The 17087-nt window shown below is 67.1% G+C and carries 15 protein-coding genes and 1 riboswitch; of the genes, 6 read left to right on the top strand and 9 right to left on the bottom strand.

Annotated elements, in window-relative coordinates; all coding sequences use genetic code 11:
• Positions 1–36: 36 nt before the first annotated feature.
• Positions 37–642 carry an inner membrane-spanning protein YciB gene (locus C4N9_RS14145; protein ID WP_109533986.1) on the top strand — a complete coding sequence of 202 codons (606 nt, stop codon included), beginning with the start codon at positions 37–39 and terminating at the stop codon, positions 640–642.
• Between the two features lie 4 nt (positions 643–646).
• On the opposite strand, the gene C4N9_RS14140 is transcribed toward C4N9_RS14145, so the two are convergent.
• Positions 647–1600, bottom strand: coding sequence for a DUF726 domain-containing protein (locus C4N9_RS14140; protein WP_109533985.1), 954 nt, complete (start codon positions 1598–1600; stop codon positions 647–649).
• A gap of 302 nt (positions 1601–1902) precedes the next feature.
• Positions 1903–2346, bottom strand: a complete 444-nt coding sequence (locus tag C4N9_RS14135; protein ID WP_109533984.1) for a hypothetical protein — start codon at positions 2344–2346, stop codon at positions 1903–1905.
• A 165-nt stretch (positions 2347–2511) separates the two neighbouring features.
• Positions 2512–2588, top strand: a riboswitch (SAM riboswitch).
• A 67-nt stretch (positions 2589–2655) separates the two neighbouring features.
• Here C4N9_RS14135 and metZ point away from each other — a divergent pair.
• The 4 genes from metZ (at position 2656) to C4N9_RS14115 (ending at position 7617) form a co-directional block, all read left to right on the top strand.
• A complete protein-coding gene (metZ, locus tag C4N9_RS14130; RefSeq protein ID WP_109533983.1) occupies positions 2656–3843 on the top strand; it encodes an O-succinylhomoserine sulfhydrylase in 1188 nt (395 codons plus the stop codon).
• A 139-nt stretch (positions 3844–3982) separates the two neighbouring features.
• On the top strand, positions 3983–5071 hold the full coding sequence (gene folE2, locus C4N9_RS14125; RefSeq protein ID WP_425440803.1) for a GTP cyclohydrolase FolE2: 1089 nt from the start codon (positions 3983–3985) through the stop codon (positions 5069–5071).
• 79 nt (positions 5072–5150) lie between these two features.
• On the top strand, positions 5151–6125 hold the full coding sequence (locus C4N9_RS14120) for a 1-phosphofructokinase family hexose kinase (protein WP_109533981.1): 975 nt from the start codon (positions 5151–5153) through the stop codon (positions 6123–6125).
• A gap of 43 nt (positions 6126–6168) precedes the next feature.
• Positions 6169–7617, top strand: a complete 1449-nt coding sequence (locus C4N9_RS14115) for a TrkH family potassium uptake protein (RefSeq protein ID WP_109534078.1) — start codon at positions 6169–6171, stop codon at positions 7615–7617.
• Between the two features lie 244 nt (positions 7618–7861).
• On the opposite strand, the gene C4N9_RS14110 is transcribed toward C4N9_RS14115, so the two are convergent.
• The 3 genes from C4N9_RS14110 to C4N9_RS14100 form a co-directional block, all read right to left on the bottom strand.
• Complete coding sequence (locus C4N9_RS14110; RefSeq protein WP_168192239.1) at positions 7862–9385, bottom strand: Hint domain-containing protein; 1524 nt, start codon at positions 9383–9385, stop codon at positions 7862–7864.
• 582 nt (positions 9386–9967) lie between these two features.
• Positions 9968–10471: a DUF4405 domain-containing protein gene (locus C4N9_RS14105; RefSeq protein ID WP_109533979.1), complete on the bottom strand. Its 504-nt coding sequence runs from the start codon at positions 10469–10471 to the stop codon at positions 9968–9970.
• Between the two features lie 153 nt (positions 10472–10624).
• Positions 10625–12001 carry an aminomethyl transferase family protein gene (locus C4N9_RS14100; protein ID WP_245902563.1) on the bottom strand — a complete coding sequence of 459 codons (1377 nt, stop codon included), beginning with the start codon at positions 11999–12001 and terminating at the stop codon, positions 10625–10627.
• 100 nt (positions 12002–12101) lie between these two features.
• On the opposite strand from C4N9_RS14100, the gene C4N9_RS14095 reads away from it, so the two are divergent.
• Positions 12102–13301 carry a LysR family transcriptional regulator gene (locus C4N9_RS14095; RefSeq protein WP_109533978.1) on the top strand — a complete coding sequence of 400 codons (1200 nt, stop codon included), beginning with the start codon at positions 12102–12104 and terminating at the stop codon, positions 13299–13301.
• Here the strand turns inward: C4N9_RS14095 and dinB are convergent.
• The 4 genes from dinB to modA form a co-directional block, all read right to left on the bottom strand.
• Positions 13287–14411, bottom strand: coding sequence for a DNA polymerase IV (dinB, locus tag C4N9_RS14090; RefSeq protein WP_109533977.1), 1125 nt, complete (start codon positions 14409–14411; stop codon positions 13287–13289). The genes C4N9_RS14095 and dinB overlap by 15 nt on opposite strands.
• Positions 14412–14501: 90 nt before the next feature.
• Complete coding sequence (gene modC / locus C4N9_RS14085) at positions 14502–15605, bottom strand: molybdenum ABC transporter ATP-binding protein (RefSeq protein ID WP_109533976.1); 1104 nt, start codon at positions 15603–15605, stop codon at positions 14502–14504.
• Positions 15602–16294 (bottom strand): molybdate ABC transporter permease subunit, encoded by a 693-nt coding sequence (gene modB, locus C4N9_RS14080; protein WP_109533975.1) that lies wholly within the window; start codon positions 16292–16294, stop codon positions 15602–15604. The genes modC and modB overlap by 4 nt, the downstream gene beginning before the upstream one ends.
• Positions 16295–17047 (bottom strand): molybdate ABC transporter substrate-binding protein, encoded by a 753-nt coding sequence (modA, locus tag C4N9_RS14075; RefSeq protein ID WP_109533974.1) that lies wholly within the window; start codon positions 17045–17047, stop codon positions 16295–16297. It lies immediately after the preceding gene.
• Positions 17048–17087 lie beyond the last annotated feature (40 nt).

Genomic DNA, 17087 nt, shown 5'->3' with positions numbered 1-17087 from the left:
GGGTCACATGGCGCCCGACAGATATCCGGAGCCCCGATGACCCAGCCGCAACGCCAACAGCCCTCGGCCCTGACGCGCCAGTTGCTCGAATTCGGGCCGCTGCTGATCTTTCTGGCGGTGTATCTCTACATGCGCGACGCGACCGTCACCTGGGGCGGGACCGAGTATGGCGGCTTCGTCGTCGCCGTCGTTGTCTTCGTGCCGCTTCAGGTCGCCTCGGCCATCGCCATGCGGATCCTGACCGGGCGGCTGAGCCGGATGCAGCTGGTGACGCTGATCATGGTGATCGTGCTGGGCCTGGCCACGGTGCTTTTCAACGACGAGCGGGTGTTCAAGATGAAGTCCACCTTCATCTTCGGCCTGTTCGGCATCCTTCTGTTCATCGGCCTGTGGCGCGGGCAGTCCTGGCTGGCCTTCGTGCTGGATCAGGCGCTGCCCATCGACCACGAGGGCTGGATGATCCTGACCCGCCGCATGGCGTGGTTCTTCCTTGTCTTCGCGGCGATGAACGAGGTCGTCTGGCGCAATTTCTCGACCGATACCTACGTGTTGTGGGACACGTTCGGGCAGATGGCGGTGATGTTCCTGTTCCTGATCTCGAACTACAAGCTGATCGAGAAACACTGGATCGGCGAGCGCTGAGCGCTCAGGCCCGCTTGCCGAACGGGGTCGCCCCGGGCCAGCGGCGCGGAAGCAGCCGGGGAAACCGGCTCCAGCGGGGATCGGGGGTCAGCGGCAACGCCGCGCGCAGCTGCGCCATCGTCAGCCCGTCGCGGTCATGCACGAGCCGGCGGTACAGCCGGAACACGCCGGGCCGCAGATAGACCGAGAAATGGCAGATCCTGAGCGGCGGCGCGGCCAGCGGCAGGCCCATCGCGCGCAGGCCCTGGACCGTGGCGGCATGGTCGATCTGGATGTCGAGCCAGTTCTCCGCCCCGCCCAGACCGCGCCCCAGCGCCGCCTCACGGCCGAGGGGCGACAGCGCACGCTCGAACAGGAAATCGAACAGGTCGTTCTCGCGCGAGGTGACGTTGAAGAACTCGGCCGCGCGACCGGCGGGCGTGTCCAGCACCTGCCGCGCCCGCCCGGTGAAATCCGCGCCCGCGAGCAGGATCGCGCGACCCACCGAGCCCGCCTCGGCCTGCGCGACCGCGCCCAGGATCACCCGCGCGCCCAGCGAATGGCCGATCAGGTCCACCCGGCGCCCCGGCGCGAACCGGCGGATCAGCGCGATCAGCGCGGCGAGCTGCCCCGAGGCCGCATCGGCCTTCGCCGTCGCCGCCCAGATCCGCCCGCTGGCTTCCCAGCCGAAGGCAATGCACAGGCCCAGCGGATCGCGCGGCCCGGGCAAGGCAAAGCCCAGCCGCCGCGGCCACGAGATGTTGCGGCTGTTTCCATGCCCTCCGCGCGGCGCGAACAGCAGGTTATGCGGGTCGCGGTCGAATTGTCCGGGGCGGTAGCCCTTGCCATGCACCATGATCACGACGGGGGCGTTGTGCGGCAGATCCGCCAAAGCCGCGGCGATGGCCGCATCGGGGGGTTCCGATCCACCGGCAAGGGCCAGACCTTCGGGAATTGCGGTGATCGGAATCAGCGTCATGTCAGCCTCGGGGCAAGGGGAACGGGGTCAGGTCAAAAGCGGGTCCATTCTGTCGGTCAGTCTGGTTTCACTCGGGTTCGGTCAGCGGTCTGCGGCAACGGGCCGCGCAAATACAGCTATGAGTCGTCGCGCGGCGTCCCTTGGTTCAGCCTGCGGGGGAAGCATGGCCAAAGCGTGAACACAAAAAGAAAGTCGCATGGCACAAACGCGCCACACGACTGAATTGTTTCGTCAATCCGGAACCGACCCGCACACGACACGGTGAACGCGCCGCCGCGCTCCCCCGCCCCGGCGGACAGGTGTCACATCACCAGTTCGTAGGTGGTCAGCATCTCGCGCGCGGTCGGCGTGCCCGAGGGACGGCGGATGCCGCGCGCCTCCATCTCGGCCTGCGCCAGCACCGCGTAGTCCACAAGCGCGCGCGCCACCGACAGATCGTCATGGCCGACATAGTCGCGGAAGGTCGCGTAGATCCGCGCATAGGTCAGGCTCAGATCGCTGTCCGACATCGCGCGCAAAGCGGTCTCTACCTCGGTCCGCGCCACAGAGGTCATCTGCACCTCGGCATTGGGCATCTGCAGCGCGATCTCGGTGCTCAGCGCGGCAAGCGTCTGCGCCTGCGCGTCGTCCAGCACCCGGCCGAAGCCGAACAGGGCGGCAGCAAAGATCGACGCGCTCAGGGCGACGGATTTAAGGGCAACTCCACGATACTGGTCCTGCACATGGTCCTGAAAGGCAGATTTCATTGGTCTCATGTCCGGTCGGTCAATTGTCATGGGATCAGGCTGCGCGGGAATCCGGGCGATTCGTGGGCGTGGCATGGACCATTCGGGGACAATCCCGGGCCGCAATCGCCCGAATCCGGCAGAAAAAAGCCCTTCTGCTTGACCCTCGCCACGTTTCCGGCGTATTGGCCGGGCCGTGGGGGTTTGTGCCGGCTTGTGGCCCACGTTAAAGAATCCGCTAAAGAGGCGTGGCGTGGTCGATGGGCCCCGCTGCCTCCCGCCGGTATGGACCGCGCCCCGACTCAGGCAGGGCGCAAGGGGGCGAAAACGATGATCCCGAAAGACCGATTGAAAAGCCGCACCATCGCCGTGCATGGCGGTGCCCGTCGCAGCCAGTACGGCGAGATGGCCGAAGCGATGTATCTCACGCAGGGCTTCGCCTATCCCGATGCCGAAAGCGCCGAGGCGCGCTTCGTCAAGGCGGGCGAGGACGAGTTCATCTATGCCCGCTACGGCAACCCCACCACCGCGGTTTTCGAGGAACGCATCGCCGCGCTCGAAGGGACCGAGGACGCATTCGCCACCGCCTCGGGCATGGCCGCCGTTTCGGGCGCACTGACAGCCCTGCTGAAGGCCGGCGACCGCGTCGTCGCCAGCCGCGCGCTGTTCGGCTCGTGCCTGTACGTTCTTGAAGAGGTGCTGGCGCGGTTCGGCGTCACCGTCGATTTCGTCGACGGCACGGATGCCGCGCAATGGGTCGATGCGCTGTCCGCCCCCGCGCAGGTGGTGTTCCTGGAAAGCGTGTCGAACCCGACGCTGGAAGTGATCGACCTGCCCAATGTCTGCCGTCTGGCCCATCAGGCGGGTGCGCTGGTCGTGGTGGACAACGCTTTCGCCACCCCCGTCTTTTCGCGCGCGGTCGAGCATGGCGCGGACCTGATCGTCTATTCCGCGACCAAGCATATCGACGGCCAGGGCCGCTGCCTGGGCGGCGTGATCTGCGGCCCGCGCGAGCTGATCCGCGGCAAGATCGAGCCCTATCTCAAGCATACCGGCGGGGCGATGAGCCCGTTCAACGCCTGGGTGATGATGAACGGCCTGACGACGCTGGAGCTGCGCGTGCGCGCGCAGGCGCATTCCGCCCAGACCATCGCCGAGGCGCTGGAAAAGCATGACGCGGTCGCCAAGGTCCTGTTCCCGGGCCTTCCCAGCCATCCCCAGCACGCGCTGACGCAGGCGACGATGGACGGGCCGGGCACTGTGCTCGCCTTCGACCTGAAGGGCGGCAAGGCGGCGGCCTTTGCCTTCATGAACGCGCTGCAGGTGGTGCTGATTTCGAACAATCTGGGCGATGCGCGCACCATCGCCACGCATCCCGCGACCACGACCCATCAGCGGCTTCCTGATCCGCAGAAGGAAACGCTGGGCATCACGCCGGGCCTGATCCGGCTGTCGGTCGGTCTGGAAGCGGTCGAGGACCTGCTCGACGATCTGGAAACCGCGCTGGCGGCGATCTGATCGGAACCAAAGACCTACGATAGGGGCGGCGCGGTTGTGATCCGATGCGTCGCCCCGGTCGTAGAAGCGTTGAAAAAGGGTGGTAACTGCTTACGTTACGCCTGCGCGCCAACGGAGGGGCGAAGCCATGAACATCCACATGCCGCTCGACGAACGGGATCCCACGCAATCCGAGGCCGAGGCCGCGCTCGATACGCTGCGCGCCTGGGCAAACCGTGCCAGCGACGAGGACATCTCGGCGCTCGACCCGCGTCTGCGCCGGCTGATCCCCGGCCTGCCGGACCCGGCCTATCCCGATCTCAGTGCCACCTACCCCGCCGATTTCGCCCCGGACGAGGCCTATAAGCGCTCGATGCCGGATCTGCAGAACGGCCCGGCCAGCCTGATCCGCGGCGCCCGCGCGCCGATCCAGCATGTGGGAATCTCGAATTTCCGCCTGCCCGTGCGCTTCCGCAACCGCGAAGGCGGCGACACGACGCTTCAGGCCTCGGTCACCGGCACGGTCAGTCTGGATGCCGACAAGAAGGGCATCAACATGTCGCGCATCATGCGCAGCTTCTATCAGCACGCCGAGAAGCTGTTCTCGGTCAAGGTGATCGAAGCCGCGCTCGACGACTACAAGGCGGACCTGGAAAGCTTCGACGCGCGCATCCAGATGCGGTTTTCCTTCCCGATGAAGGTGGACAGCCTGCGCTCGGGCCTGTCGGGCTGGCAATATTACGACATCGCGCTGGAACTCGTCGATCAGGGCGGGGTGCGGCGGCAGTTCCTGCATCTGGACTATGTCTATTCCTCGACCTGCCCCTGCTCGCTGGAACTCAGCGAACATGCGCGCTCGGGGCGCGGCCAGCTGGCCACGCCGCATTCGCAACGCTCGGTTGCGCGAATCTCGGTCGAGGTCGTCGCCGGGCAGGTGCTGTGGTTCGAGGACCTGATCGACCTGTGCCGCCGCGCCGTTCCCACGGAAACGCAGGTCATGGTCAAGCGCGAGGACGAACAGGCTTTCGCCGAGCTCAACGCCGCCAACCCGATCTTCGTCGAGGATGCGGCGCGGCTGTTCTGCGAAGCGATGCGCAGCGACAGCCGGATCGGGGATTTCCGCGTCGTCGCCAGCCATCAGGAAAGCCTGCACAGCCACGATGCGGTCAGCGTCCTGACCCAGGGGCCCACCTTCCAGAGCGAAAGCCTGGACCCGAAGCTGTTCTCGACGCTCATCCATGTCGGCTGAATGATCGCTTGCGGCCCGGCCTTTCCGGCCCGGCCGCAAGCCGCTAGGCTCGCCCCGTGCCCCAGCATGAAGGCAAGCCATGGCCAAGTCCCGCCCCGATCTTCTCACCGTCACGCTCAATCCCGCGCTCGATGTCTCGAGCGCGACCGAGCGCGTCACGCCCGGCCCGAAATTGCGTCTGGACCGGCCGCTGAGCGAGCCGGGCGGCGGGGGCCTCAATGTCGCGCGCGCGGCGGCCAAGCTGGGGGGAAGGCCCTGCGCGATCGCGGCACTGGGCGGCCCGACCGGCGCGCGGATTGCCGCGCTGATGGCGGAGAGCGGCGTCACCCTGCGCGCCTTCGACCCCGGGGGCGAGACGCGCACCAACCTTGCCGTCACCGAAACCGCCACCGGCCAGCAATACCGCCTGCAGATGCCCGGCCCCGACTGGACGGCGGAAACCGGGGCGGCGATGATCGCGCTGATCGAGGCCGAGGCCGCGCGGATCGGCGACGCCGCCGTGATCGTGCTGAGCGGGAGCCAGCCGCCGGGCCTTTCAGACGGCTTTCCGCAGGATCTGGCCGCGCGACTGGGGCCGCGCTGCCGGCTGATCGTCGATACGTCGGGACCCGCGTTGCAGCGGCTGGTCGCGCAGCCGCGCGAAGGCGCGGCGCCCCATGTCCTGCGCATGGACCAAGCCGAATCCGAAGGCATCGCGGGAGGTCCCCTGCCCGATCCGGCAGCCAGTCTCGATGTCGCCGCCGCGCTGGTGGCACGGGGTGTGGCCGATTGCGTGGTCATCGCGCGCGGGGCCGAGGGGTCGGTGCTGGCCACAGGCGACACCCGGCTGCACTGCCAGCCACCCGTCGTGCCGGTGGTCTCGAAGATCGGCGCCGGCGACAGTTTCACCGCGGCTTTCGCGCTGGCACTGGCCCGGAACGCGGGCTGGGCCGAGGCGCTCATTGCCGGAACGGCCGCCGCGGCAGCCGCAGTCATGACGCCCGGGACCGAGCTTTGCCGCGCCGGGGATGCCAGCAATATCACACCCCGCTGCAGGCTGAACGCGTCTGGCTGACGCGCGCTTGACACGCGACCGGGGCGCCGCCATGGCTGTCAGCATGATCGACTTCCGCCCCGTCGCGAACATCATCGGCTGGCTGCTCGTGGCGCTCGGAGCCATCATGCTGGTGCCGTCGCTCGTCGACCTTGCCTATGGCTCGCTGGATTACCGGGTCTTCCTGATCTCGGCCTTCGTGACGATGATCGCGGGCGGGCTGGTGGTGATCGCCACCTCGAACGCGCTGAGCCCGGCGCTGACCCTGCGCCAGAGCTTTCTGGTCACCACGCTGTCCTGGGTGGTGCTGCCCGTCTTCGGGGCGATCCCGCTGGAGATGGGGCTCGACCATGTCAACTGGACCGACGCGATCTTCGAATCCATGTCGGGCATCACCACCACCGGCTCGACCGTGTTCGACAATCTCGAATCCATGCCGCCCGGGATTTTGCTGTGGCGCTCGATCCTGCAATGGCTGGGCGGGCTGGGCATCGTGCTGGTGGCGCTGATCTTCCTGCCGGTGATGAAGGTGGGCGGGATGCAGCACTTCCGCTCGGAAGGCTTCGACACGATGGGCAAGGTGCTGCCGCGCGCCGCCGATATCAGCTGGATGCTGTTGCAGATCTATGCCGGGCTGACGATCCTGTGCGCCGCGGCCTATCTGCTGTGCGGCATGTCGACTTTCGACGCGGTCAACCACGCGCTGACCACGCTGTCGACCGGGGGGTTTTCCACCCGAGACACGTCCTTTGCGCTGTTCGACAGCGCCACGCATTGGGTCAGCATCGCGTTCATGTGGCTCGCGGGGCTGCCCTTCATCCGCTACCTGCAACTCATCAACGGCTCGTACAAGCCGTTCTTCGCCGATATCCAGATCCGCGCCTATTTCCGCTGGACGCTCTACGCGATCGGCGCGGTGCTGGCCTACCGGCTGCTGCACGAGAATCCCGAGACCGACGGGATCCTGCGCGAGACGGCGTTCAACGTGGTCTCGGTGTTTTCCGGCACGGGCTTCGGCAGCGCCGATGTCTCGGCCTGGGGCGATTTCCCGATCCTCGTGCTGATCGTGGTGGGCTTCATTGGCGCCTGTACCGCGTCGACCGGCTGCTCGCTGAAAGTGTTCCGCTTTCTTGTCCTGTTCGAGGCGATCCGCGCGCAGCTCAAGCAGCTGGTTTATCCCAACCGGGTGGTGCCGCTGCATCTGGACGGCCGGCGGCTCGACAGCGGGGTGGTGGATTCGGTAGTGGTCATGTTCACCGCCTTCGTCGTGGGGTTCGGCGTGCTGACCGTGCTGCTGTCGCTGTCAGGGCTGGAGATGCGCACCGCGCTGACGGCGGCCTGGACCTCGATCTGCAACGTGGGCCCGGCCTTCGGGCCCGGCGTCGGCCCGACTGGCGCGATGCACGAATTTCCCACCCTGTCGAAATGGCTGATGATCCTGGCCATGCTGATGGGGCGGCTGGAAATGGTGGCGGTGCTGGTGCTGGTGCTGCCGCGTTTCTGGCGCGGCTGAGGCCGGGTAAGGATCTCGCAGGCGCGTGCCCGATGCCCGGCCGGAAGGGGGCATTCTGCCCCCTCTTGGCTGCGCCAATTCACCCCCTGAGGATACTTCGGGAACAAAGATGGGGCGGGCCGCGGCGCCTTCGGGGGCCTGCGCCAGACCGTGTTCGTCCTGTCCCTGCTGGGGCCGGGCCATATGGAAAGCCGCCCCCGATGGATCGGGAGCGGCTCTGGCAGATCGGCGATCCGGGCCCGGATCAGGCGGCGAAGAGACCCCGCGCTTCGGCGCCCGAAAGAACCGGGCGGGCGGCGGCGTAGGCGGCGCGGCCTTCTTCGGTCGCGAGTTCCGGGAACAGGCCCAGAAGCTCGGCGCGGGCCTCGGCATCGAGCGTGTCGATCACCACCGCCGAAGGCTGGAAGCTTTCGCTCCAGGCGCCCTCGGCGCGGATGATCTGGTGGCTGTCGCACATCACGTGGATATAGGTGACCGGCGCGTCGGTGACCCGGCTCACGCCCGGCAGGTCGAGCAGGTCGCCCGCCGCGACCAGCACTTCGCGCTCGCCGAACATCAGCTCGGCGCGGGCGCCGGTGATCAGCATCCGGTGGCGCGGCGAAACGGTCATGGCGCGTTCGGGCAGGCCGGCGCCCAATGCGCCCGCTTCGATGCGCACCGGCACGATGGACGGGCTGACGGCCAGCTCGGCCATCGTCAGGTCGCGCCGCCCGGTCCAGGTGAGTTCTTGGTAGCCATGGTCACGGGTCAGGACCTTGTCACCGACCGACAGGTCCTCGACCGCGATCCGCCCGCGCAGCGTGTCGATCAGCGTGCCGGGGGTGAAGCAGATGCAGACCTTCTCGACCTTCTCGAAGCTCTCGAAATCCAGCCGCGAGCCATCCTTGAAGACGATATAGCCGGTTTTCGAGGTCGCACCCGGCACGTCGTCATAGGGGACTTCGGCGGTGATATACACCTCGGCCTCGTCATCGACGACGAGCGTATCGAAGCTGTCGCCGCCATTGACATAGCCGGTGGTCGAGCTGTCGATCACCTCGACGAAATCGTCGCCGGTGCCGAGGAAGGTCTTCTCGATCTCGGCGAAGTTGAGCGTCGAGGCGCTGCCGTTGATCAGGCCCTGCTCGTCACCGGTGTAATACATCCGCACCGCGTCGCTGACCGAGGTCAGATCGAGCGTGTCGCCCGTCGCGGACTCGCCGGTTTCACCGCCGACGATGCGATGCGCGCCGAAATCGTTGAACACGCGGAACACGTCGTCGCCCGAGCCGCCATAAGCGGTGTCGTTGCCGTTATCGGTCACCAGCGTGTCGTTGCCATAGCCCGCTTCGGGCGCATCGCCCGGCTCGCGGCCACCGAAATCGCCCGGGTTGTTGTCGCCGATCAGCAGATCGTCGCCCGCGCCGCCGGTGATCAGGTCGTCGCCCGCGCCGCCGATGAGCTTGTCGTCGCCTTCGTTGCCTTCCAGCGTGTCGTCGCCGTCATCGCCCCACAGCGTGTCGTCGCCCATGCCGCCCAGCAGGCTGTCTTCGCCGTCACCGCCGAAGACCCAGTCATGACCCCAGCCGCCATTGAGCGTGTCGTTGCCCAGACCGCCATAGACGGTGTCGTTGCCGCCCCTTGCGTTGACAACAGAACCGGCATCGGTGAACTCGTCGCCCTCGGGGTCGGTATAGGGAACCGAAATCACCTCACCGGCGTCGGTGCCTTCCACGATCCCGACGGCATCCGGAGCAATGGTTACGGGGCCTTCGTTTCTCGGCGGCATATTCACTCTCTCCTCAAGTCCGGTTTCGGACATTGCTGACTACTCGCCGGGCCCGGTGTCGGGTGGCTCTGAAAAACCGGCCTTCGCCGGGCGAGATGCCTGGACATGCGCGGAGGAGCGCGCGGCGGCTAGCCACGATCGCTGACACAATTCACCCCGGACACATTGGCAGCATCCCGTCAGATCACCCCCATGACCTGACCACCCATTTCGGGCCTGAAGCAAATATAGCAGAGGCCCCTAGAAAACAAAAAGAAATCGGTATTTCAGCGCCGTTTCGGCGTCGCTCGGTTCAAATCAAAGCCTGCACCAAGGGCCAAGCGATCCACGATATGGAAACAATCACCGCCACACTTGCGCCACATTTCAGCCCCTTCTCCGCCGCTTTTGCGCCTTTCTTGCCCGATTTCCGCCTTGGGAGGGCCAAATTGGGGCGGGCATTGTCGCGGCTGAGGAACCAGAAGAAACGGCATCGGCGGGCCAGATGCCCGTTTCCTCATCGGAGCCGAGCCCCCCGGAAATCCCCGATTGTCGCGAATCTCGCCTCTCAGCGTGATTCGCCGCTGCGTTGCAGAGAGGGGCTCACTCGCCGGGCACGACCAGGGCCGCGATCACCGACGCCGTCGACTGGTGGCTGCGCGCGGCGATCGCGGCAAGCGTATCGGCGGGCTCTACCGCGGGGTCGGCAGCACGCAGGCGTGAGATGAGCGTATCCGCCGGAACATGCAGGATGTCCGCGATCTGCGAGACCTGGGCCTGCATCATCCGTTCGGAAAACGCGAATTGCGGCGGGCCACCGCGCGCGGGCCCTTCCTGCTGAACCGGGATCACGAAGAAAGCCGCCAGCACGACCGAGACAGCCATGGCAATCCAGAAGGGGGCGCGCCGCAGATAGCAGGTGACAGGCCGCCAGTTCTTCCACAGATGCAGCACGAAGGGCACGATCAGCAGCAGGCTGAGCCATTCATGCATACCGCGAAACCAGGCCGAGCCGAAATGAAAGAACAGCGCGACGCCCGAAACAAGGGACACCAGGAACAGGCCGGTGATGAAGGGTGTGGCGTAGCGGTTGACAAGGGATCGCATGACAGGCTCCTGCGGATGACAGCGATTGGGTGTTGCATCGAGCCTTGAAACGCAGGGACCGCCGGGTTCCGCCGCCGCACCCCTGTGACAGGGTGTCGCAACAAAAAAGGGGCCGCCCGAAGGCAGCCCCGTGCATCAACCATCGCGTGCCGGTCAGTTCTGCTTGCGATAGCTCTCGCGCGCGGCCTGATGGATCGGCCAGGGATGGACCTCGGCGCCGACTCCCATCTGCACATGCTCTTCGACATGCGGCTTGTCCGAGCCGCCATTCGCCTCGCCCCACAGGATCGACACTTTCGACCCCTGTTCGGACAGGTCCGCGCGCACCATCGCCAGCGAAATCCACGCGCGCTCATTCGCCGAATAGACCGGATAGGTCGAAATCCCGACCATCTCGCCATCCTTCAGCACCTGATCGTAGGGATGCGCGGCATAATGCCCCGAGGGCAGCTCCATCAGCTTCGGCCCGGGGAAGTCGCCCATCAGCCCGTCGAAGATCTTCAGCACGTCCGCGCGGTCCCAGACCAGCGTGACCTTCACGCGGTGCGGGCCGTCCTGCATCTTTTCCAGCGCTTCGCGGCCAATGAAATCGTGGTCGAACTTGATGACCCGCTGATAATCCAGATCCCACGGCGTGAGGTAATAATCCTCGACATTCTCGGGCTCGAACGAGCCGCCGACCGAGCTGATCGCTTCGAAGCTGTCGGCGCTCAGCCAGTCGCGATAGGGCTTCATCTTGTCGCCGGTATAGATCGCCGGCAGCGGCGAGGGGATCCAGCCCGATTCCTGCGAGGCAGTGGAATAGGCCCGTGCGCCGGCGCGGAGCATCCCGTATTTCGCGCCCACTTCCAGCAGCCGGTCATAGACCTTCTGGTGTTCCTCGTAGGGGCCCCAGATCTCCAGCCCCTGCGCGCCGCCCATGCCGTGCGACAGCGTGCGCGCCTTGCAGCCGGCGATCGTGATCTCGCCCATGTTGAAGAACTTGGTGGTCAGCGGTCCGCCCTCGTTCACCTCGTTGAGGATATCCAGCGCCTTGGGCCCCTGCACCTCGTAGCGGTACAGCTTGCGCGGCTTGTCGGGGTTCTCGAGGCTGCGGATGTCGAATTCGGTGGTGACGTTCAGGCCCGAGATCTCGGCCTGGTAGGCGACCCAGTTGCAGACCGGCGGGCGGCCGATGAGCAGCGCCTCGTCCTCTTCCAGACCGAAGACGATCACGTCGCCGATGACATAGCCGTCGTAATTGACGCAGACGAGTTGCTTGGCCTTGTTCTTGCCCCAGGTCTTGAAGCTGTTGATGCCGACGCGTTCGAGCAGCGCCTTCACGTCGGCGCCGCGCACGTAAAGATCGGTCATGTGATAGGACTGGTTCAGCAGCACCGCGCCGTTACGCCAGGCGCGCACTTCCTCGATCCAGTTGGTATAGGCAGGCGGGACCGGGAACTGGTAGGGGCCGGTCTGCGCGTTCTGCAGCATCTTGGCGGGATTGCCGCCGGCTTCGGCGATGCGGTCCGACAGGGATCTGGTGGTCATCGTGTTGTCCTCCCAACGATTGCCGGCACGATAACCGCAAGGCGCGGCGCGCGCTTATGCGCAGATTGAATAAGCCATTCCGTTTTGCTTATATCCGGGAATGCCCCTTCCCCTGACCGCCCGTGAAGCCCGTGTGATCCGCGCCCTGTCCGAGCACCGGCGCCTTGCGCTTGTGGCCGAAACGCTGGCGACGAGCCAGTCCTCGGTGTCCCGCGCGCTGGGCGAGGCCGAGGCGCGGCTGGGCGTCGCCCTGTTCCAGCGCGGCTGGACGGGGAGCGAGCCCACGGCACAGGGCGATGTCGTGGTCGATCTGTGCCAGCGCATCCTCGCCGATCTGGAGCGTGTCGCCGCCGACTTGTCCGAGGGCGCGCCGCGACTGCCCGCGCTGGTCCGATGGCGGCATCTTGATGCCCTGTCGGCGGTGGTGCGCCAAGGCAGCGCGCAGGCCGCCGCCCGCGATCTGGGGTTGACGCAGCCGGCGGTCAGCCAGGCGCTGCGCGATCTTTCCGGCTTTGTCTCGGCGCCGCTGTTCAGGCGCCATGCGAAAGGGCTGACCCCCCTGCCCGGCGCCTATGCGCTGGCGGCCCTGTGGGACCGGATCGAGACCGACCTGCGCGCCCTGCCCGATCTTCTGGAACGGGCGTCGCGGGGCATGAGCGGGCGCGTGGCGGTGGGGATGATGCCGTTTTCCGGACAGGCCAAGGTGATGGCGGCCTTCGGAGACCTGACACGCCTGCATCCCAACCTGCGGCTTATCGGCGTGCCGGGCAACTACACCGCGCTTTGCGAGGCGCTGAAGCGGCGCGAGATCGACGTGATCGTCGGGCTCTTGCGCAGCCCCGCGCCGTTTCCGGGTTTCATCGAGGAACCGCTTTACGACGAGCGGTTCACCCTGGTGGCACGGCGCGACCACCCGGTGCATGACGCGCCCGTCACCATCGACACGCTGGCGCGGCAAAGCTGGGTCGTGGCCCCGCACGGCACGCCGGTACGGCGCTATTTCGAGACGGTGTTTCGCAGGCTCGGCGCGGTGCCCCCGGCGCAGAGCTATGAAATCTGGTCCTTCGCCGATGCCGAGCAGATGATCGCCGACAGCGACTCGGTCGCGCTGCTCAGCTATTCCGACGAGACGCTGGCGGGGTTGCGCCCGGATCTGAAACGTGTGGCCTTCGATCTGCCCGATGCCGGGATCAGCGTGGGCCTGACCCGGCTGGGCGATGCCGCGCCGCCGCCCGCGATCCGGGCCTTTGCCCTGGCGCTGGCCACGCAGCTTGCGCGCATCGCGTCACCAGAAGGATAGCTGCCCGCCCTCGTCATCGCTCTCGGGCGCGTCGCGGCTCAGCGTCGACAGGGTCACACCCAGCAACCGGATCCCCTTGGGCGTGGGAAAAAGCGGCTCGAGCATCGCGTTGACGAGCGACAGCATGTCGTCTTGCGACGCGAAGGGCACCTGCAGCGTGCGCGAGCGGGTGATCTGCTGGAAATCGTTGTACTTCACCTTCAGCACGACGGTGCGGGCCTTCAGATCCTTGTCGCAGGTATGCCGCCAGACCCGCGCGCCCAGCGCAGCGATCTCGTCGCGCGCGCGGGCGATGTCGTGGATATCTTCCATGAAGGTATCTTCGGACCCCACGGATTTCCGCTCGCGATGCGCCTTGACCTCGCGCTCGTCGATGCCGCGCGAAATGCGGTAATACCAGCTGCCCGACTTGCCGAAATGCCGGGTCAGGAACTCAAGCGGCTTGGCGCGCAGATCGGCGCCCGTCTCGATCCCCAGCCGCGCCATCTTGTTCGCCGTTGCGGGGCCCACGCCGTGGAATTTCTTCACCGGCAGGGCCGCCACGAAATCGGCGCCCTGGCTGGGGCGGATGACGGCCTGCCCATTGGGTTTGTTCAGGTCGGAAGCGATCTTGGCCAGAAACTTGCAATAGCTGATCCCGGCCGAGGCATTGAGGCCCGTCACCTCCTTGATCCGGGCGCGGATCACCTGCGCCAGTTCCGTGGCCGAGCCGATGCCCTGCTTGTTCTCGGTCACGTCGAGATAGGCTTCGTCCAGCGACAGAGGCTCGATCAGGTCGGTATGCTCGGCAAAGATCTCGCGGATCTGGGCCGAAACCGCGCGATAGACATCGAAGCGGGCGCGCACGAAGATCAGCTCGGGACATTTGCGCCGCGCCGTGACCGAGGGCATGGCCGAGCGGACGCCGAATTGCCGCGCTTCGTAGCTGGCCGCCGCCACCACGCCGCGCGGACCGGCACCGCCCACGGCGACGGGCTTGCCGCGCAGATCGGGATCGTCGCGCTGTTCGACCGAGGCATAGAAGGCGTCCATGTCGACATGGATGATCTTGCGCTGCGGCATGGCGCCGCCCGCCTGCTGAAGATCCCTGAAGCTGTCCGCGCCGTCCATGGCCTGGCCCTCCGGTGCCCGCCTTCGGTGCCACTATACAGGCTGCGCCCGGCGCAGGGAAGAACAAAGCGGGAATATGGGCAAGCGCCGCTAGGTCGCCCGCTCTTGCGGGGTGCCGATATCCTCGGGCGCGACGGCCACGCTTTTCAGAATCGCGTGGCAGGCGACACCCGGCACCAGGTCCAGCGCCTGCGCCGAGCGGCGGGTGATCCGCGCCAGCATCCGCCCCGCCGCCGTATCGAGCGAGACGATCGCGCCCGGCCCGTCGCCGGGCCGGACCTCGTGCACCGTGGCGGGCAGGATGTTGAGCGCGGACAGTCCCTCGGGCCGCCGACGCGACAGGATCACGTCATGCGCGGCGATCCGCAGGCGCAACCGGCTGCCCGGAGCCTGCGCCACGCGCGGCAGGAACAGGGGCACGCCGCCCAGATCCAACTCGCTCAATCCGTCCGCGTGATGACGCAGGACGGTCGCCACCAGAAGCGCCCCCGCCGCCCGCGCGCCCATGGGCGTGACGGCGGGGTCTGCCAGCACCTCGGCCGCCGGTCCCTGCCGGATGACCCGGCCCTGATCGAGCACGACGATGGTCGTGGCCAGCCGCGCGACCTCGGCGGCGGAATGGCTGACATAAAGGATCGGCACCTCGCCGCGCAGACGCTCGAAATAGGGCAGGATCTCGGATTTCCGGGCCTCGTCCAGCGCGGCGAGCGGCTCATCGGCCAGGATCAGGCCGGGCCGGGCCAGCAGCGCGCGCCCGATGGCCACGCGCTGTTTCTCGCCCCCCGACAGCGCGGCGGGGCGACGCTCCAGAAGCGGGCCGATGCCCAGCATGTCGACGATCCGGTCGAACTCGGCCTTCTCGGCAGCCCGCGCGCGACGCGGCGCGAACCAGCGACCATAGGTCAGGTTCTGACGCACGCTCAGATGCGGGAACAGCCGGCCTTCCTGAAACACATAGCCCAGCCTGCGGCGATGGGGCGGCAGGAAAACACCGGCCGCGCTGTCGAAGACCGGCTGTCCATCCAGCACGATCCGCCCCGCCTGCGGGCGCTGCAACCCGGCGACCGCGTTTATCAGCGTGGTCTTCCCGCTGCCCGAGCATCCGAACAGCACGGTGATTCCGGGCGGCGCCTCGAACGCGGCGTCGAGCGTGAAGGCGCCCTGCCGATGGGTGATCGCAACCTGCAGGCTCATGTGCCACTCACCCGTTTCTGCACCCGCCGCGCCAGCATTTCAGAGGCCAGAAGCGCGCCCATGGCGATCACGATGGACACCAGAACCAGCCGCATGGCCGAGGCTTCGCCGCCCGGAACCTGAAGGAAAGTATAGATGGCCGAGGGCAGCGTCTGGGTCTGACCGGGGATGTTGGACACGAAGGTGATGGTCGCGCCGAATTCGCCCATCGCCTTGGCGAAGGCCAGCACCGCGCCGGCCAGCACGCCGGGCAGGATGAGCGGCAGCGTCACGGTCAGGAAGACCCAGACGCGCGAGGCCCCCAGCGTCGAGGCGGCCTCTTCCAGCCTGGGATCGACCGCGTCGAAAGACAGCCGGATCGCGCGGACCATCAGCGGAAAGGCCATGATCCCGGCGGCCAGCGCAGCCCCGGTCCAGCGGAAGGCGAAAACGATGCCGAGGGGTTCAAGCAGCGCACCGATGGGACCACGCGGGCCGAACCCCAGCAACAGCAGGTAACCGGTCACCACCGGCGGCAGGATCAGCGGCAGGTGGATGATCCCGTTGAGCAGCGCCTTGCCCGGAAAGTCACGCCGCGAGAGGACATGCGCGGCAAGGATCCCCAGGGGCAGCGACACCAGCGTCGCCCAGATCGCCACTTTCAGCGACAGGGCGACGGCTTGCCATTCCTCGGGGCCCAGCCACTCCATTCACGCGCCGGGGCGGGAAAAGCCGTGACGGGCGAAGATCGCCTGCGCGGGGGCGCTTGCCAGCCAGTCAAGGAACGCGCCCACCGCTTCGGGCTGCGCGGCGTCGGCAGTGACGGCGGCGGGGTAGCGGATCGCGGGATAGCTGCCCTCGGGGAAGGTCATCACCACCGAAACGCGCGGCTCGGCGGCGGCATCGGTGCCATAGACGATGCCCAGCGGCGCCGCCCCGGTGGCGACGAAGGCCAGAGCCGCGCGCACGTTGTCGCCCTGCGCGACCTGCCCCTGCACCGCTTCCCATTGGCCAAGGCTTTCAAGCGCGGCCTGCCCGTAGATGCCTGCGGGCACCGCGTCGAGCAGCGCCATGGCCAGCCGCCCGTTCCCCAGAAGCGCGGGCAGGTCCAGCGCGTCCGGGGTGATGGGCTCGGCCGGGGCGGGCGCGATCAGCACCAGCGAATTGCCCAGCAGGTCGATGCGGGTTTCGGACGCGATCAGACCCTCGGCGGCCAGCGTGTCCATCCAGTCGGTATTGGCCGAGATGAACAGATCGGCGGGCGCGCCCTGCTGGATCTGCCGCGCCAGCGCCGAGGAGCCGGCGAAGGCGAGCGTGGCCTCGGTGCCGGTCTCGTCTTCGTAGCGTGCCGCCGCCTCGGTCAGCGCATCGGCCAGGCTGGCGGCGGCGAAGACTGTTATTGTCTGGGCGCCGACGGGGGACGCGACAAGAAGCGCAGCGGCAAGAGCGAAGCGGACGGACATGGGCGACCTCGACAGCGATATGTTTCGTCGAACATATTGC

Source organism: Pararhodobacter marinus (assembly GCF_003122215.1).
Classification (GTDB): Bacteria; Pseudomonadota; Alphaproteobacteria; order Rhodobacterales; family Rhodobacteraceae; genus Pararhodobacter; species Pararhodobacter marinus.
The sequence above is the reverse complement of the archived record's forward strand: the minus strand, read 5'-3'. Positions and strand labels throughout refer to the sequence as shown.

What these genes read in the sequence shown, in the direction of transcription:
- C4N9_RS14145 (WP_109533986.1), top strand. Translation starts at nt 37, where the DNA reads ATGACCCAGCCGCAACGCCAACAGCCCTCGGCCCTGACGCGCCAGTTG.
- C4N9_RS14140 (WP_109533985.1), bottom strand. Translation starts at nt 1,600, where the DNA reads ATGACGCTGATTCCGATCACCGCAATTCCCGAAGGTCTGGCCCTTGCC.
- C4N9_RS14135 (WP_109533984.1), bottom strand. Translation starts at nt 2,346, where the DNA reads ATGAAATCTGCCTTTCAGGACCATGTGCAGGACCAGTATCGTGGAGTT.
- metZ (WP_109533983.1), top strand. Translation starts at nt 2,656, where the DNA reads ATGATCCCGAAAGACCGATTGAAAAGCCGCACCATCGCCGTGCATGGC.
- folE2 (WP_425440803.1), top strand. Translation starts at nt 3,983, where the DNA reads ATGCCGCTCGACGAACGGGATCCCACGCAATCCGAGGCCGAGGCCGCG.
- C4N9_RS14120 (WP_109533981.1), top strand. Translation starts at nt 5,151, where the DNA reads ATGGCCAAGTCCCGCCCCGATCTTCTCACCGTCACGCTCAATCCCGCG.
- C4N9_RS14115 (WP_109534078.1), top strand. Translation starts at nt 6,169, where the DNA reads ATGATCGACTTCCGCCCCGTCGCGAACATCATCGGCTGGCTGCTCGTG.
- C4N9_RS14110 (WP_168192239.1), bottom strand. Translation starts at nt 9,385, where the DNA reads ATGCCGCCGAGAAACGAAGGCCCCGTAACCATTGCTCCGGATGCCGTC.
- C4N9_RS14105 (WP_109533979.1), bottom strand. Translation starts at nt 10,471, where the DNA reads ATGCGATCCCTTGTCAACCGCTACGCCACACCCTTCATCACCGGCCTG.
- C4N9_RS14100 (WP_245902563.1), bottom strand. Translation starts at nt 12,001, where the DNA reads ATGACCACCAGATCCCTGTCGGACCGCATCGCCGAAGCCGGCGGCAAT.
- C4N9_RS14095 (WP_109533978.1), top strand. Translation starts at nt 12,102, where the DNA reads ATGCCCCTTCCCCTGACCGCCCGTGAAGCCCGTGTGATCCGCGCCCTG.
- dinB (WP_109533977.1), bottom strand. Translation starts at nt 14,411, where the DNA reads ATGGACGGCGCGGACAGCTTCAGGGATCTTCAGCAGGCGGGCGGCGCC.
- modC (WP_109533976.1), bottom strand. Translation starts at nt 15,605, where the DNA reads ATGAGCCTGCAGGTTGCGATCACCCATCGGCAGGGCGCCTTCACGCTC.
- modB (WP_109533975.1), bottom strand. Translation starts at nt 16,294, where the DNA reads ATGGAGTGGCTGGGCCCCGAGGAATGGCAAGCCGTCGCCCTGTCGCTG.
- modA (WP_109533974.1), bottom strand. Translation starts at nt 17,047, where the DNA reads ATGTCCGTCCGCTTCGCTCTTGCCGCTGCGCTTCTTGTCGCGTCCCCC.